The sequence below is a fragment of the Hymenobacter tenuis genome, assembly GCF_054780495.1.
In genome coordinates this window covers 932594-947320 of record NZ_BAAGWF010000001.1, presented here as the reverse complement: position 1 = coordinate 947320, position 14727 = coordinate 932594, and the positions used below count along the sequence as shown (strand labels likewise).

Sequence of the window (14727 nt, the reverse complement as noted above, 5' to 3'; positions counted from 1 at the left end):
CCGCATGCCGTTAGCCCAGCGGAGTTTTGGGGTCGTATGCGTCGCGCAGGCCGTTGCCCAACAAGTTAAAACTTAGCACCAGTAAGCTAATGGCTAGGCCTGGCAGCAACGTAAGCCACAGGCCGGCCTCAGTGCCCAGCAACTGGAAGCCTTCGTTCACCATCAGGCCCCACGAAGGCGCGGGGGGCTGCACGCCCAGGCCCAGAAAGCTTAGGCCCGCTTCCAGCAGAATGGCAGCCGCAAAGTTACTAGTCGCCAGCACAATCAGGGGGCCGGTCATGTTGGGCAGCAAATGGCGCCAGATCAGGCGGCTCTGGGGCAAACCCAATACACGCCCGGCTTCGACAAACGTTTTTTCGCGCAGGCTCAGCATCTGACCACGCACAACACGCGCCACATCAACCCACATGGTGAGGCCCACGGCCACAAAAGACGTCCAAACGCCTTTGCTGTCGAGGGCCAGGGAAATGGCAATTACCAGCATGATGCCCGGAATGCTCCACACCACCGTCATCAAACCCAGCAGGAGGCTATCTACCCAGCCGCCCACGTAGCCGGCTACGGCCCCAATCAGCATACCCAGCGCCACGGAAATCAGGACGGCTACGAGGCCAATGCCGAGGCTGATGCGCGTGCCCAGCAACAGCCGGCTCAGCTCGTCGCGACCCGATTTATCAGTTCCCAGCCAGTAGGTGCGCGTGAGCAGGTGGGTATTTTCTACCTCCTGCCGAAGCTCCGCAGCCGAGCCCGTATGACCAGTAATGGCGGTTAGGGCGTAGCGTTGGGGCTTATCGGCCAGGGCCGAGTGATTCTGGTAAGGCGCTGTAAATAGCGAGTCGCCTTGGAAGCGGTAACTCCCGATGGGCACTTCAGAGTAGCGTGGCTCGCGCCCCTGCCACCACGTCCGGAACACATTGTCGGAGGTAGCGCGCGCCGAGTCGGGTCGGGCCAGCCGCAGCACGGTGGCCCGGAAGCCGGGCGCTTCTTTTTGCAGCTGCACCAGGCCGTTGTTGGCGTACGGCGAGTTATCGGGCAGCACCCAATAGCCCAGCACCGCCACTAGGGTACACAATACAATAAAGCCTAGGCCCAGCATGGCCGGCGTGTTGCGCAACAGGCGCTGACGAACGTAATAGCCCGGCGGCCGGGCCGCCGGGGCAGCTTGGGTAGCAGTTGCGGCCAACGCTAGCGGGTGTTATGTTGGAGCAGCCCTTCTTTCGAGGCCAGAAAAAAACAGTCGCGCACGATGGCTCCAAAAGAGCTTTCCTCGAAGGCCTGCTCCGTATCGGGGTCGGGCCAGAAGCTGCGCACCAAGCCCTGCTCCAGCATGCCGCGCAAGTGGCGCTCCAGCTCGGCGGGAGTTTGGCGGGTTTTTTGGGCTAGCTCGGCGAAAGGCGTAACGAAGTACAGTTCGTCTAGGATGTCAAATTCGGCGTCGGTCACAGGAAAGTGGGATGAGCGAGGTTCAAAACAAAGGTAGCGCGATACAAGTGGTTTTGGGCAGCTTAGTTTGCGCGGGCCACCGCAGAAGCATAGTTATGCTCTGATTTAATATATACTAAGATCTGCTGGATTTCTTTATCCGTAATCTGAAAGCTTGGCATTTGTTGCTTGCCATATTGATTGAAGATCTTAACGGCGTACTCATCGCCACTGGCCACTACTTTGCTGGAGTTCCGAATCCAGGGCAATAACCAGCTGTCGGAACGACGCTTGTGCAGCCCGGCCAAGGCAGGGCCCACTACCACATCCTGCATGGCATGACATTGGGCGCAATTGCTTTTAAATAAGGCAGCGCCGGCCGCCACATCTGCCGGGTTCAGGTTGAGCAGCGCCGAATCAGGTGCGGGCAGATAGCGAGCCGCTACGGAGTCAGGCAGACGCTCCATGCCGCTTTCCGTGACACGCATAACACCGAACTCGGTAATCACCACCGAATCGGGAACGGCCGCCACAACTTCTGGCGCAGCACGCGGTGGCTGCAACAACAAATTGCCGGCGCTAAACAATACGGCCATAATAGCCAGCGCTACCACGGCCAAGCCGGCCGGCAGCACTATCTCCAACCACGACTTACTCATACAGATAGGAGCTAGTAGATGAGAAATAAGAATAGAATAAGTACACCCCTAAAGGCCGCAAAAACAAGCAAAATCACGCTTTTTACGGCTCCTTTTACTAGGCCTCTGATACCCTTGAAGTTACCCTCTGGTAGCCTTGCGGCCCTTCCACTCATAGCCACCGCGCAGGCCCAGCAATCCGGTTGCCAAGGCATAGGGGCCATAGGCGACTTGCAGCACCGGCACCCACCACAGCCACCGCGGCCGCCCCAGAAAGCGCAGTACCGGCCGTAGAAACAGGGCATCGGCAAGTAATTTAAGACTCCATATGCTTAGTACTGCCCAGCCTGGCACGGCTCCGGCCAGCCATAGCCCTAATCCTACTGGGAAGGTGAGGTTGCTCAGCAGCACCAACACCGCCAAGCGGCGCGGGGCTGCCGCCTGGTAATGCCGCCACTTGCTGGCCCACCGTACTCGCTGGCGCAGCAGCAGGCGCACGGTGGGCTGAGCTTCCGTGCGCACAAGGGCAGCAGCATCTGCCAGAAACCGAATACTACCCGGAAAGGCAGCGTGCAGCTTATGCAACAGGAATTCGTCGTCGCCGCTAGGTACGTTCTCGTTGCCTCGGAACCCATCAACAGCATAAAAATCGGCGCGGCGGTAGGCGAGGTTGGCGCCGTTGCACATGGTAGGCGCCTGCCGCCCGATGGAAGCCGCCCCTACCCCCACCAGCCCGGCCAACTCCAGGCCTTGCAGCGTGGCCAGCCAGCCGCGCCCGGTAAGCAACACGGGCCCGCTGATAAACCGTGCGTCGGCATCTTGTGCAACCAACTCAGCATACGCCCGCACCCACCCGTTCGGCACCCGGCAATCAGCATCTGTAAGCAAGACCCAGGGCGTAGTGGCGTGCGCAAGCGCAACCTGCACCGCAGCTTTTTTGCCGGTTAGCGTACTAGGTTGCTGCGCTAGTTGAACCAGCTGTACAGGAAACGGCATTCGGCCTGCTGCCTCCTCTACCACCACCGCCGTTGCATCAGTGGAGTGGTCATCTACAAGTAGTAGCTCGAAACCGCCGGGAACTGCGTCTTGGTTTGCCAGGTCCTGCAACAAATGCGGCAGGTTTTCGGCTTCGTTGCGGGCTGCTATTATGACGGTAAACCGTACGGCTGCTTCTGATGAGCTTGCCGCACTAGGCCTTTGCTGCCCTGAAACCAGTTGCTGCCAGCTGCGACGGTACTGCAGCATTTGCCACAAGTAAGCTGCGTTCAGGCCGGCTAAAGCTGCTGCAAGCCACATGCTGCTCATACCGATGCGTGAGGCTGCGTTTGGCCCTTCTTCCGCTTGCGCAACACTTTCATGCGGAGCACAAAAATGAGTCCGATGGCACTAGGCACCGCAATATTGAGAACCCATAAACTCAGGCTAGCACTTAGCACCGGCAGCACCGGCTGACCCAGCAGCCCGAACAAGTGCGTGGCCGAAAGCTCCCGCACCCCCACATCAGCCAGCGCATTCAGGGAGGGCACCAATGACTTCAGCAGAAACGTACCGGCAACAGCCGCCGCTGCCGGCCCAACGGGTGCATCTACGCCATACGCTACCAGCAGCAGGCCAAACTGCGCACAAAACACCAGGTAACGCAGGCTGGAAATGAGCAGCACCGCCGTAAGTGCCCGGGCCCGATACGTTGGCATGACGGCCAGAAACCGGCTAAAGCGCCTCAACTGCGGCACCGCCTGCACTGCCGACACCAGCACCTGCGAATAATAAAGCGGCAACAGCACGGCCCCATTTACTAGCACTGTCCCGATGACCAAGCCGACGCTAGTTGCCGGGTATCCTACTAAGTAGAACTGCAGCAGGAAATACAGCAGGCCAGCCGTGCCGGCCATTACAGTAGCTACCAACTGGCAATAACGCCCCAAAAACACGGCACCCAGCGCATCAAGCCGGCGGCTTTTCAGCTCAATGATGCGGCCGGCATAGTCGCCTACCCTGTTCGGCGTTACAAACCCCAGCGTAAGGCCCACCAGCACCGCCCGAAAGCTGCGCCGAAACGAAACCGGCTCCAGGTGCCGGGCCAAGCGCCACCACTTCCAGGCTTCTAGGCCCCAGTTCAGAGGCATAAGAGCCAGAGCCAGCAGCACAGGTACTCGTCCTTCGCCCCCGAGGCTGCGCGTGAGCAAGCCGCGCCAAGCCGCCGCTGTGGCGTCATCGGCTACCACCGAGTTCCAGAGCAGCCCCAGCGTGAGCAGCGTGATGAGCAGCTTGCCCGCTACTACCAGGCCACGCCGCCGCGGTGCGGTTTCTTCGGGCTTTTGGGCGTAGTTTTGTAAATGGTGCGGGGGCAAGATGCGGGCGTGTTGATTTGCCTTGGCAAGTTACCGACGAAAATCAACGGAACTCTACCTACCTTATTCTCTTCGCCAGTACTAGCCATGATTTTGCCTCTAACCTCTACCGATCTGCTTCCCAAAATCATCATGGGCGTCGACCCGGGCACCCAGATTATGGGCTACGCCGTGATTGAGGTGCAGGGCCAGCGGGTAACGGTACTGCAGTACGACGTCATCGACATGAAGAAGCTGGGCACCAACCACGCCCTGAAGCTGAAGCGCATTTTCGAGCGGATGCTGGAGCTGATTGACGAATTTCTGCCCGACGAGCTGGCCATTGAAGCGCCGTTTTTCGGGGTGAACGTGCAGAGTATGCTGAAGTTGGGCCGCGCCCAGGGGGTAGCCATTGCGGCCTGCCTCTCTCGCCAGATTCCGTACGTGGAGTACGCGCCCACCAAAGTAAAGCAATCGGTAACGGGCTCCGGCAACGCAACCAAAGAGCAGGTGGCCCACATGCTGCGCCAGACGCTACAACTCCCCCCTATCGAGGAAGCCCCAAAATTCCTCGATGCTACCGATGCACTGGCCGTGGCCCTCTGCCACCATTACCAGAAAGGCAACAACGTAAAGGCCGGCGGCAAGAGCTGGGGCAAGTTTCTAGCCGATAACCCCGGCAAGCTGGCCGCGCCCGTAGCCGGCAAAAAAGCCACCGCCGCCAAGAAAAAGCCGGCTGCGTAATTAACTATTCAGCTTAATAAATTGAGTGCTATTATGTTGAAAATAATTTATATATCACAATGTAAATAATTGGCCATGATAGCCATATAAAGATTAATATAAGTGAGAATAACCTGTCGCTAAATTTAAAATGTGGATTATTCTTTTTAAACCCTAAGCCTACAACATCATCCGAGCCTTTTGCATACAGATAGAAAGGCCTTTTGTGAGCTTTTAAAGATATACAATCAAACAAATCATAAAAAACACCAGCAATAGCAGGCCAGGAAAATACCCCATAGAGTATATGGCCTAAAGATAAACTCCGCTCAAAAATAAGTAGATATAGTACACCTAATAAAGAAATAAGCATTATCAAGTGGCGCATCCGTCTTCTTAAACCGTGAGACCTGGAATACACTATAAAATACGTCATCAAAAGAGGCATCAACGCCAATAAAATTTCCAATTTGTTCATCCCTAAATATGTAGCATAAAACATATTGTTAATATATATATTTTATTTAATTACAACCTTACCAAGAATAATTTCTCATTAAAACTTAAGTAAGCTTAAATTTGATTGTTAGTACAAGATACTGACTTAACGCTTTTTTGACAGCATATTTAAACTTTCTATGCTACGTCGTCCTGTTCGTTCTACATCTGTTAAAGCTGTTGGTTACGATGCCGACACGCTTACGCTGGAAATTGAGTACCGCCACGGCGGGGTGGTGCGCTACACGGGCGTGCCCGCTACCATTTATGAGGCGTTGCTGAATGTGCCGGGCAAGGCCATGTTTATTGAGCAGGTGATCGAGCGCAACGACTACCAACGCGAGCAGGTACGCGGGTAACGGCAGCTGTTCGGTAAACGGCATGGAGGGGAGCTGCCCTTGTAGTTGCTATATAGCATAATCGGCATGCAACTTTTTGCCGGGTGATGGGCTCAGAAGTGAACAAGCCAGGGAATTACCCTGGGCTAGCTCGCTTTAGTGTTTCCTCCCACCCAGCATAGTTGTGTGTTATGACCCGAATTGCTACGTATCTGTTTACCTGGATTTTGCTGCTAGGAATGATTTCCTGCGCAGCCCCCACCGATGACGATAACCCGCAGCCTTTGGTGGGCTACTACGATGGCTATTGCCCGCAGCTCATGGAGCGGGCCGTACTGGAAAAATCGGTGGAAGCCTTACCAGCTCGCCCCATGCGCACGACTGGCAAGATTTACTTGCAGGGGCGCTACCTCTTTATTAATGAGCGCTACGAAGGCCTGCACATCATCGATAATCAGGACCCAAAACACCCGCGCCCTATCAGCTTCCTGCGCATTCCAGGCAACGTTGATATAGCCGTAAAAGGCGACCTGCTCTACGCCGACAACGGACCTGACCTGATAACCATCGATATCAGCAACCCCGCCGCCGTGCAGGTAAAAAGCCGGGTGCGCAATGCCTTGCGCGAGCTGCCTATGCCCGAAATGGCTGGTATGCCCCAGGAATGTGCCCCCGACCATCGCCCGGCCAACACGGTGGTGGTCGGCTGGAACAAAACCAAAATCGCCTATACCTATAACCGAACTTGGAACAACGGAGGAGTCGTTTTTTGGTCAACGAGTGGAGGAGCGTCGGCCCCAGCGCCGGCCCTGGTAGGCAAAGGTGGCTCGCTGGCACGGTTTGCCATCCTGGATCAGACGCTGTATACAGTGGATGAGCAGAGCTTGAAGTTATTTGACCTGACCAACGCTACTTACCCGGTTCCAGGCCAGCAACTGCCCCTGCAGTTCGGCATTGAAACCATCTTCCCCAAAGACCACTACCTTTTCCTGGGCACGCAACGCGGCATGTACATCTTTGATGTGGCCGTGCCACAAGTACCCCAGCAGGTAGCTTACTACCAGCACGTGATGAGCTGCGACCCCGTGGTAGTGGATGACCGATATGCGTACGTGACGCTGCGGAGCGGTCGTACGTGCGGCGGCGGGCCCAACCAGCTTCAGGTTATTGACCTGACCACCCTCAGCCAGCCGCGCCTGGCCCAAACGTACGCCATGACGGGGCCGCAGGGCCTAGGCGTTGATGGCACCCAGCTCTTCGTCTGCGACAACGACGGCCTGAAGGTGTTCGACACCAGCCAGGCTCCTCAGCTAACCCAAATCCAGGCGTTTCCGGTGAAGGTGGTTGATGTAATTCCGAACGGCGGTACGCTGCTGGCCATTGGCGCCAATGGGTTGTATCAGTACAGCTATACCGGCACCCAGCTGGAGCAGCTGAGCTTTTTGCCCATCACGCCGGCGGCCCAATGAGCGCTTCCCTTGGCCTGTATGGTTTGGGGTGGCTACCGTTGCTGACACTGGGCCTGAGCGCATCAGCGCAGGCCCAGACGCCGAGCCGCACCCTGCTGGTGAAAGCAACGCCGCAATACGTGGTGGTTGGTGGCTACTGGCTGGAGTTGGAGCAGCTATGGCGCAAGCACCCGCGCCACAGCTTCAGCCTGACGCCACAACTCTACGCCGGCCCCACTGGCCGCCCCGACGCGGCCCGCTCAACCGTTACCCTGCTCGAATCAGACGAGAAAGTACGCGGCGGCGGGCTGCAAGCCATGCACCGTTGGTACCTCGGCGAATCGAAAGCCAGTTACCCCGCGGGCCTGTATGCTAGCTACGGACCGCATTTTCAGCACTTTTCCGTCTCGCGCCAAGGACAAGAATGGGTGAAAATTATCGATCCCACGGGCCTACCCCGTTACGAGTATCGGCAGGGCCGCCATACCGAAACCATCAGTCGTTACGGCGCCAGTGCCCAACTTGGGTACCAGGCACCGCTGGCCCCTGGCAGGTTCTTTCTGGATCTGTATGTGGGGCTAGGGTGGCGGGAAAGCCAAAGCCGTGCTGAGGGCGCCCGTGTCAGGAGTCATTACCAGGCCGGCTCCTCCGACTATGGTCATGGAGGGCTGTACTTTCCGGCCGGAGTTAAGCTGGGCTTTGCCCTGCGGTGAGGGCTAGGGCACCCGAAGGCATTGCATCTTCAACCAGGCGCAGGCTATAGCGCCGCCACGTCATGGCGCTTATGGCATGGCTGAGTGTTAGTTCCAGTACACAGCCAGAAAAACGTAGCTCAAATAACTCCAGAGCACTGAAAAAACGATGTGCACGGACGTTTCAAAGCGCTTACCGCGCCACAGCTCAGCTGAGTAACCGAAGAACTGCACCAGCAGCCGCAGCAGCCAGAATACCCCCAGCCCTAAGGATACTTTTCGGCCGAGGCCGGTGCCAACCAACTCAGGAGCGGACGTCAGGCACAGTATGCCCATTAGCAACACCACCAGCGCAACAAAAAGGGTGTGCACGTACACCATCTGCCGGTTTATCAGGCGTAGCGGTGTCAGCTCCGTGGCCCAGTTGAAATAGCGCGGAAAGCCAATGTGCAGCAGCGCCAGCAGTATCAACAGAGCGCCTATGAACTCAAGCTGCGCTTCCACGGCGAAGAATAAAGGCTGAAACAAAAGGTGTTATCTTTTTTTCCTGCGTAAGATGCAGCTCAGCTGCATTGAATACTTTCAGCCAGCTGCGGCGGGAATAGAAGTGAAAAAAGCCAATAGTGTACGCCATGAAATTAGCCGCGTCGCGCAGGTGCTCCACTACCACTACGCGGCCGTAAGGCTGCACTATGCGGCGCACTTCCTGGAAAAACGCAACTCTCTCTGCTGGCTGCCGCACCTCATGCGCCGCCAGGCTGATGAACACCCAGTCGGCGCTGTTATCTGGCAGCGGCAAGTGGTGGGTTTGCACAGATTGTGTACCTAGGAACGCAGGGTAAGCGGCCCGTGCCCGCCGGATAGATACCTCGGTGTGGTGCGCTGGATTGTAGAAGTCGAAGACGGCCAGCTCAGCACCCGGAAAGTGGCGACTGAGCAACGCACTGCTTTCATCAAATCCGGCATGAATGTTTACTACTCGCTTGCTTCCGGAAAACGGTTGATTTCCTAGCCACTCCAGCGAGTACAACCCCGACACATCATACACATACCAGGAAACCAATAGCGAAACGAGCGTGGTGCCGCCAATCAGCAGCGCGAGTGCCTGCGCCCCGTATGCCAGTGGGGCCTCGCTAGCCCCTGCCAACGCCCAAAACCCCAGCATAGCGCAGGCGGCGGCCACATAAAAATGCCAGTTAAACCGCACAATATTCCAGACACCCTGGAATGGCTTTCTTACCTGATCCATCGTTCGGCGCGGCCTTTCTTCCAGCAATAGGGCACATTCTCCGTAGCAAAAGCACTGGCGAGTTGCAGGCCTGCTAGGTTCAACTCATCCAGAAATCCTACCTGCGCTTGCTGCACCTGCAACGGCCGAGGGTGCCAATCTTCGCGGGTGCCTTCCACAATAGTTACGTACTGGCTTGCGGCATCATAGGAAAAAGTAAACGGCAGCGGACCGGCAAAACGGCGCGCCTGTTGCCTGCTACTGAAGGGCGAGCCATCGGGCAACGGCGGCTCCGGCATCATGCTGCTCACCTCAATAGCCAGCTTTGCTTTTTGGGAATTGATTGCCCAGCCCTTCTCAGTTGATGTTTGCTGAATGTCTACAGTAGCGTAATGGTAGCTAGTGAACAGGTTACCAAGCCACTGCATTTGCTGCTTATCGGTTTCCGATTTCATGATATACAGCCCCCTGAGCCGCTTGCCCCGCTGGGTGGTGTAACGAACAAATACGCGGTAACCAATTAGAAAGAAATTACGGCCCATCCAGGTGGGTAGGCCCTGAGGACGAAGTGAATTCGTCTGGACGAGCGCTACGGCCACAAACCCCCAGGTATTATCCAGAGTGTCGAGGGTTAGGCTTTCCGGAATGAGTGGTTGCAGGCTGGCAACTGGCGCAGCAAAGGTGAGCACCGTGGTGCGGGCCAAAACTGCCTCCACGGCAAACGGATGTGAAGCAAGCCGGGCCGCCATTACACAGTCTGGCCATCAGCTGGCGTCAGCACGAACCCGTAGTAGTACACCACTAGCATAAACAACCCCGCAAATACACTATTAAACTGATGCCAAAGCAATAATTCAGGGGCCAGGAAATACTCTATGATGTTCATGGTAGCCACCACTGCAATCTGCAGCCCGGCATTGAGCCGTACCCAGCGCCTGCTTAGTACCCATAGCGCTACTCCAATTTCTGCCAGGCCAATGAGACGGGTAAGCGGGGCAGCATACGTTGGACCCAGAATGCGGGCCACAATGGCCTCGTGCCGCGGCACAAGGTGCAGCAATTTGCACATGAGCCCATTAGCTAGCCACACCACCGCTATGCTGTAGCGCAGCACCCTCTCCAGAGGAACACGCGTCACGTTATCCTAGCTCGATTTCGCCTTTCAGGTACGTGACGGCGTGGCCACTCATCAATACCCGGTCGCCGCGCAGCTCGCACCACAGGTCGCCGCCGCGGGCCGACACCTGGCGGGCATGCAGGGTGTTTTTGCCCAGGCGCTCGGCCCAATAGGGTACCAGCGTGGTGTGGGCCGAGCCGGTTACCGGATCCTCCGGAACGCCAACCCTAGGTCCGAAAAACCGCGAAACAAAGTCGACACTGGTGCCCGGGGCGGTGGCAATAACGGCGCGGTATTCAACTTTGCTTAGGTGGCCCATGTCGGGGTGCAGGGCGCGCACTTCGGCTTCCGTGGCAAACAAGCACACTAGGTCGGGGCCAGCCAGAATGCTGAGTGGAGTGGCGCGCAGGCCATCTAGCAAGCCATCGGGATGAATGCTGATTGGCTTAGGCGGGCGCGCCGGAAAATCAAGCGTCAGGAGGCCTTCTATGCCCTGGCTTACGCGCAGCGGCCCACTCTGCGAATGAAACACGATTTCGGGCAACTTGAAATTGAGATGACGGTACAGCACGTGCGCGGAGGCCAGCGTGGCATGGCCGCACAGCTCTACCTCTACGGCCGGCGTAAACCACCGGATATCAAACTCATGGCCGCTGCGGGGCACGAAAAAGGCCGTTTCGGCCAGGTTATTTTCGGCGGCAATGGCCTGCATGGTTTCGGCGGGCAGCCACTCCGTGAGCGGGCATACGGCGGCCGGGTTGCCGGCAAATGGCCGGCTAGTAAAGGCGTCAACCTGATAAAGGGGTAGCAGCATAACAAGGAAGAAGTCGGTGGAAAACCACCGGGGCTGGGTGGTGTGGCGAAGCTACAACTTCGGCGCAAATGTAGGTGGCCATTTGCGGCCTTATCAGCACCCTTACCTCATCTTAGTATCGGAATATAAAAATAGTTACTACCCCACGCAACCTGCTCAACCTGGCTCCGGTCATGGGTGCAGAACGCTAGCGTACGACATCCTATACCCTTATCTGCGGCTACTTATGCCCGATTCACTTACTGACCTTCTGGATGGTTGCCGACGAGGACGCCCGGCGGCGCAACGGGCACTCTACGAACGACTTAGTTACCAACTGATGGGCGTTTGCCTGCGCTACTGCCCCTCGCAGGCCGAAGCGGAGGATGCCCTGCAGCTCACCTTCGTCAAGATCTTCACCCGCCTCGATCAGTTTCGGGGGCAGGGACCTTTCGAGGCCTGGGCGCGGCGCATTGCCGTCACTACCTCGCTCAATCTGTGGCACCAACACCAGCAGCGAGGCCCCCAAGTAGACTACGAAGAGGCCACGGACCTGCACCATCCTGATGGTACGCCCTTCGATCAGCTTTCCGCCGAGGATGTAGTGGGGCTGATGAACAAACTACCTCCGGGCTACCGCACTGTGCTCAACCTCTACGCTATTGAAGGCTACTCACACGCCGAGATTGGCGAATTACTAGGCATCTCGGAAAGCACCAGCAAGTCGCAGCTTTCCCGGGCCCGTCGGCTGCTGGAAGAGCGGCTCCTACTTCAGGCTCACACTCCTCACTACAATGACTGAACGCGAATCGGAACAATTCTACCACGACCTGCGGCGCAAACTGGAAGGCTACGGCAGCGCGCCGCCCGAGTCGGTATGGGCCGGCATTCGGGAGCAGGTGCCCGCTGAGCCCAAGCGCCGCTGGCGGCCACTTTTGCTGTTCTTGCTGATTGGCACGGCCCTCACCTGCCTGACCATTGGCACCCGTCCGTGGCGGCAGCAAGCTACCCCTGGTAGCCTGGCAGCTGGCTCTGCGGAAACCACAGCAGCCCGGCTATCAGCGGCCGATGCCGCACGCTCCGGCTCCCGCTTTACTAGCCCCTCTGTGGCCTCAAAGTCTGACGCACTGGCGGAAGCTGGCTCGGTAACATCTGCTGAAAATACTACCCCTGCCGCGAAGGCAAACCCAGCTCCTAAGGCAGGTAATGCTATTTCCGTCACGTCTCCCACCGCTGCATCTCGCCCAACCCTACCCGGTGGGGTCGCCATCAGCCCGACGCGCCAGCCGGAAAGGGACTTGACGGAAACCAGTGACGCTTCAAACGCACTAGCTGCTTCAGGTTCCGCAACCGCCAGTCGAACCCGGAAAAAAAGCAACACACTACTGCCCGGAGCTGCCGCCGTAGCCCCAACGCGCACCACCCGCCGCCTCGGGCAGCGTAGCGTGGCGGGCCGCTCTGAAACTGCCGCCACTAGTTCAGCCAGCACAACAGCCTCCCGCTATGTTTCCCGCCGGCTGGGCACGGTCCGGCACAGCGCAGCCTCCGGAGCGAAGACGGCTACGGGTATAGGCCCGGATGAAGCTACTAGCCTCACGGACGCTCAGAACCCATCTAATTCAGGTGTCAACAAGAAAGCAGGCCGCACTCGGTTTAGTAATGCTCCGTTGGCTCTGCTTGTCGTGAAGCCACCGGTGCTGGAAACCGAAGAGCCCGAAGTGCGCGCCAAGCGCCGCTCCCGCACCCGGCCCACCAAACGCGAGTTGCGGTTGCGTGGCTGGAGCGCTCAGGCCCTGCTTGGCTCGGGCCTCACGTACCGGGCCCTGGGCGGCACGCCTAGCCAACTTCAGCAGCTGGAGCGGCCTGGCGTGGGCTTTTCTGGGCAGGTCAGCGGCGCCTATGCTCTCACCAAGCAGCTTACCGTTTCGGCAGGCCTAGGCTACGCCGAGTATGCCAGCAACCTGAACTATCGGCTGAAAAAGGACTCCTTGGATAAAACGCTCCAAGTAGAGTTCCGCGACGTGTACCGCTTCCTGACGGTGCCCCTGCAGCTGCAGTACACGCTGCAAGGCAACCACCGCTGGCGCACCGGGGTGTTGGGCGGGGCCACCGTGGCCTTTCTGACCAGTGCCCGCACCACCGAAGGCAATGCCTGCAACTGCTCACAGCGCCAGTGGCAGCCCAGCAGCGGCACCAGCATTCCGTTCCAAGCCACCAATGTGCTGCTGAATGTGGGGGCTTTTGCGAACTACCAGTTTGCGCCGGGCCAGTGGCTTACGCTGCGCCCGCAAGGCCAGATTTTCCTCAACTCCCTGACCACGCAGGCCTCAGGCAAAGCGCCGCGCCGCCCCTGGAGCCTGGGCTTTCAGGCTGGCTACTCCTGGGATCTTGACCCACGCAAACACTAATCCTTTCTATTCTTAGCGCTACCCCTATGCTTTTTCTGAAACGTTCCTTTTTCATGGCCGGCTTGCTCGCCTTGCCGCTGTTGCCCGGGTGCCAGCAGGGCTCCGATTTGGTTATTTGTGAGGATGGCAGCACGCCCACTCCTACGCCCCCCGATGCGCCGGTGTATTCTATAGCCGAGCTGCAAACCCAGCTGGGCGCCCCGGTCCAGACGTTCAGCTACGACCCAACTCGCCAAAACCAGTTCGCGGGCGCAAAAGGCACGGTAGTAACCATTCCGGCCAACGCATTTATAAGGGCTAATGGTGTGCCCATTACCACGCCTTTCAAGATGGAGCTGCGGGAGATTTTCGGCAAAGCCGATATGGTGCTGAGCAATATGCCCACGGTGTCTAATGGCCGTCTGTTGGAGTCGGCGGGCGAGGTATACCTGCGGCCGGCCCAAAATCAGCGCCTTGATAGTATCCGGCTGGTACCCGGCGCCGTGATTCAGCTGCGCACCCAAAACCCACCCAACGTTGCTAGCCTAGACAGCATGCGGCTTTTTGTGGCGCCGCCCACGGGCCCTAGCTCCCCTTCGTGCTTCAACTGGCAAATTAATTTCGACCCCGCTTCCAGCCTGCAGCCTACCAGCACGGGCTACGTAGTGAACGTAAGCAGCGTGCTCTACGACGCTGGTTACGGCTGGTTTAACTGCGACCGGTTCTATGATATTGCTGATCCGCAGCCTATTCTGGTAGATGTGCCCGGCACCGGCGTGGATCCGGTGAAGAACACCATGGTGTTTGCGGTATTTAAAAACATGAATGGCACGCTTCGCATCTGCGACTTCACGGCTCCCGGCACCTTCGAAGCCAAACGGGCACCGGGTGGCACTGCCATCAGCGTAATCGTCATCCAGACCCTGAACGGAAAGCTGTACTACGGCCGCCAAGATGGCACCATTGCCGCCGGCTTCCGCTTCTCCCCCGCTCTCAGCGAAATCACCAAAGCGGATCTGCAAACGGTACTAGCTACCCTATAACCTCAAACCGCCCTAACCCGAACGCCCGGCTACTACTGCAGTAGCCGGGCGTTTGTGCGTAGTAACGCAA

Annotated in this window: 17 protein-coding genes; 7 read left to right on the top strand and 10 right to left on the bottom strand. The window is 57.9% G+C overall.

What is annotated here, in order from left to right:
• Nucleotides 1-10: 10 nt before the first annotated feature.
• The 5 genes from ACYVGU_RS04155 to ACYVGU_RS04135 all read right to left on the bottom strand — a co-directional run bounded on the left by ACYVGU_RS04155 (nt 11) and on the right by ACYVGU_RS04135 (nt 4411).
• Nucleotides 11-1183, bottom strand: coding sequence for an ABC transporter permease (locus ACYVGU_RS04155; protein WP_460621029.1), 1173 nt, complete (start codon nt 1181-1183; stop codon nt 11-13).
• A 2-nt stretch (nt 1184-1185) separates the two neighbouring features.
• Nucleotides 1186-1443, bottom strand: a complete 258-nt coding sequence (locus ACYVGU_RS04150) for a MarR family transcriptional regulator (protein ID WP_460612324.1) — start codon at nt 1441-1443, stop codon at nt 1186-1188.
• Between the two features lie 62 nt (nt 1444-1505).
• Nucleotides 1506-2081, bottom strand: a complete 576-nt coding sequence (locus ACYVGU_RS04145) for a c-type cytochrome (protein WP_460621028.1) — start codon at nt 2079-2081, stop codon at nt 1506-1508.
• Nucleotides 2082-2201: 120 nt separating this feature from the next.
• The gene (locus ACYVGU_RS04140; protein WP_460621027.1) at nt 2202-3305 is read right to left on the bottom strand and encodes a glycosyltransferase; all 1104 of its coding nucleotides are present in this window, start codon (nt 3303-3305) and stop codon (nt 2202-2204) included.
• Nucleotides 3306-3361: 56 nt separating this feature from the next.
• A complete protein-coding gene (locus ACYVGU_RS04135; RefSeq protein WP_460621026.1) occupies nt 3362-4411 on the bottom strand; it encodes a lysylphosphatidylglycerol synthase transmembrane domain-containing protein in 1050 nt (349 codons plus the stop codon).
• Between the two features lie 87 nt (nt 4412-4498).
• Between ACYVGU_RS04135 and ruvC the strand changes: the two genes are divergently transcribed.
• From ruvC to ACYVGU_RS04115, 4 genes are all read left to right on the top strand, one after another.
• Nucleotides 4499-5134 carry a crossover junction endodeoxyribonuclease RuvC gene (gene ruvC / locus ACYVGU_RS04130; protein WP_460621025.1) on the top strand — a complete coding sequence of 212 codons (636 nt, stop codon included), beginning with the start codon at nt 4499-4501 and terminating at the stop codon, nt 5132-5134.
• A gap of 617 nt (nt 5135-5751) precedes the next feature.
• Nucleotides 5752-5970, top strand: a complete 219-nt coding sequence (locus ACYVGU_RS04125) for a KTSC domain-containing protein (RefSeq protein ID WP_460621024.1) — start codon at nt 5752-5754, stop codon at nt 5968-5970.
• Nucleotides 5971-6140: 170 nt separating this feature from the next.
• Complete coding sequence (locus tag ACYVGU_RS04120; protein ID WP_460621023.1) at nt 6141-7418, top strand: LVIVD repeat-containing protein; 1278 nt, start codon at nt 6141-6143, stop codon at nt 7416-7418.
• Nucleotides 7415-8110, top strand: a complete 696-nt coding sequence (locus tag ACYVGU_RS04115; protein ID WP_460621022.1) for a hypothetical protein — start codon at nt 7415-7417, stop codon at nt 8108-8110. Before ACYVGU_RS04120 ends, ACYVGU_RS04115 begins: the two co-directional genes overlap by 4 nt.
• An 87-nt stretch (nt 8111-8197) precedes the next feature.
• Here ACYVGU_RS04115 and ACYVGU_RS04110 read toward each other — a convergent pair whose 3' ends face one another.
• Genes ACYVGU_RS04110 through ACYVGU_RS04090 form a run of 5 tightly spaced genes read right to left on the bottom strand, consistent with a single transcriptional unit; the run spans nt 8198 to nt 11248 of the window.
• A complete protein-coding gene (locus tag ACYVGU_RS04110; protein ID WP_460621021.1) occupies nt 8198-8593 on the bottom strand; it encodes a hypothetical protein in 396 nt (131 codons plus the stop codon).
• The gene (locus ACYVGU_RS04105) at nt 8577-9338 is read right to left on the bottom strand and encodes a class I SAM-dependent methyltransferase (RefSeq protein ID WP_460621020.1); all 762 of its coding nucleotides are present in this window, start codon (nt 9336-9338) and stop codon (nt 8577-8579) included. The genes ACYVGU_RS04110 and ACYVGU_RS04105 overlap by 17 nt, the downstream gene beginning before the upstream one ends.
• Nucleotides 9326-10033 carry a DUF2071 domain-containing protein gene (locus tag ACYVGU_RS04100; protein WP_460621019.1) on the bottom strand — a complete coding sequence of 236 codons (708 nt, stop codon included), beginning with the start codon at nt 10031-10033 and terminating at the stop codon, nt 9326-9328. Before ACYVGU_RS04100 ends, ACYVGU_RS04105 begins: the two co-directional genes overlap by 13 nt.
• A gap of 32 nt (nt 10034-10065) precedes the next feature.
• Nucleotides 10066-10407 (bottom strand): DoxX-like family protein, encoded by a 342-nt coding sequence (locus ACYVGU_RS04095; protein ID WP_460621993.1) that lies wholly within the window; start codon nt 10405-10407, stop codon nt 10066-10068.
• A gap of 49 nt (nt 10408-10456) precedes the next feature.
• The gene (locus ACYVGU_RS04090) at nt 10457-11248 is read right to left on the bottom strand and encodes a PhzF family phenazine biosynthesis protein (protein WP_460621018.1); all 792 of its coding nucleotides are present in this window, start codon (nt 11246-11248) and stop codon (nt 10457-10459) included.
• 226 nt (nt 11249-11474) lie between these two features.
• Here ACYVGU_RS04090 and ACYVGU_RS04085 point away from each other — a divergent pair, with 226 nt between their 5' ends.
• From ACYVGU_RS04085 to ACYVGU_RS04075, 3 genes are read left to right on the top strand one after another with little or no spacing between them, the layout of a single operon-like run.
• On the top strand, nt 11475-12029 hold the full coding sequence (locus ACYVGU_RS04085) for an RNA polymerase sigma factor (RefSeq protein WP_460621017.1): 555 nt from the start codon (nt 11475-11477) through the stop codon (nt 12027-12029).
• Entirely contained in the window at nt 12022-13635 is a 1614-nt protein-coding gene (locus ACYVGU_RS04080) for a porin family protein (protein ID WP_460621016.1), read from the top strand. Before ACYVGU_RS04085 ends, ACYVGU_RS04080 begins: the two co-directional genes overlap by 8 nt.
• Nucleotides 13636-13688: 53 nt before the next feature.
• A complete protein-coding gene (locus ACYVGU_RS04075) occupies nt 13689-14657 on the top strand; it encodes a hypothetical protein (protein ID WP_460621015.1) in 969 nt (322 codons plus the stop codon).
• Nucleotides 14658-14727 lie beyond the last annotated feature (70 nt).

What these genes read in the sequence shown, in the direction of transcription:
- ACYVGU_RS04145 (WP_460621028.1), bottom strand. Translation starts at nt 2,081, where the DNA reads ATGAGTAAGTCGTGGTTGGAGATAGTGCTGCCGGCCGGCTTGGCCGTG.
- ACYVGU_RS04140 (WP_460621027.1), bottom strand. Translation starts at nt 3,305, where the DNA reads ATGCTGCAGTACCGTCGCAGCTGGCAGCAACTGGTTTCAGGGCAGCAA.
- ruvC (WP_460621025.1), top strand. Translation starts at nt 4,499, where the DNA reads ATGATTTTGCCTCTAACCTCTACCGATCTGCTTCCCAAAATCATCATG.
- ACYVGU_RS04125 (WP_460621024.1), top strand. Translation starts at nt 5,752, where the DNA reads ATGCTACGTCGTCCTGTTCGTTCTACATCTGTTAAAGCTGTTGGTTAC.
- ACYVGU_RS04120 (WP_460621023.1), top strand. Translation starts at nt 6,141, where the DNA reads ATGACCCGAATTGCTACGTATCTGTTTACCTGGATTTTGCTGCTAGGA.
- ACYVGU_RS04115 (WP_460621022.1), top strand. Translation starts at nt 7,415, where the DNA reads ATGAGCGCTTCCCTTGGCCTGTATGGTTTGGGGTGGCTACCGTTGCTG.
- ACYVGU_RS04105 (WP_460621020.1), bottom strand. Translation starts at nt 9,338, where the DNA reads ATGGATCAGGTAAGAAAGCCATTCCAGGGTGTCTGGAATATTGTGCGG.
- ACYVGU_RS04090 (WP_460621018.1), bottom strand. Translation starts at nt 11,248, where the DNA reads ATGCTGCTACCCCTTTATCAGGTTGACGCCTTTACTAGCCGGCCATTT.
- ACYVGU_RS04085 (WP_460621017.1), top strand. Translation starts at nt 11,475, where the DNA reads ATGCCCGATTCACTTACTGACCTTCTGGATGGTTGCCGACGAGGACGC.
- ACYVGU_RS04080 (WP_460621016.1), top strand. Translation starts at nt 12,022, where the DNA reads ATGACTGAACGCGAATCGGAACAATTCTACCACGACCTGCGGCGCAAA.
- ACYVGU_RS04075 (WP_460621015.1), top strand. Translation starts at nt 13,689, where the DNA reads ATGGCCGGCTTGCTCGCCTTGCCGCTGTTGCCCGGGTGCCAGCAGGGC.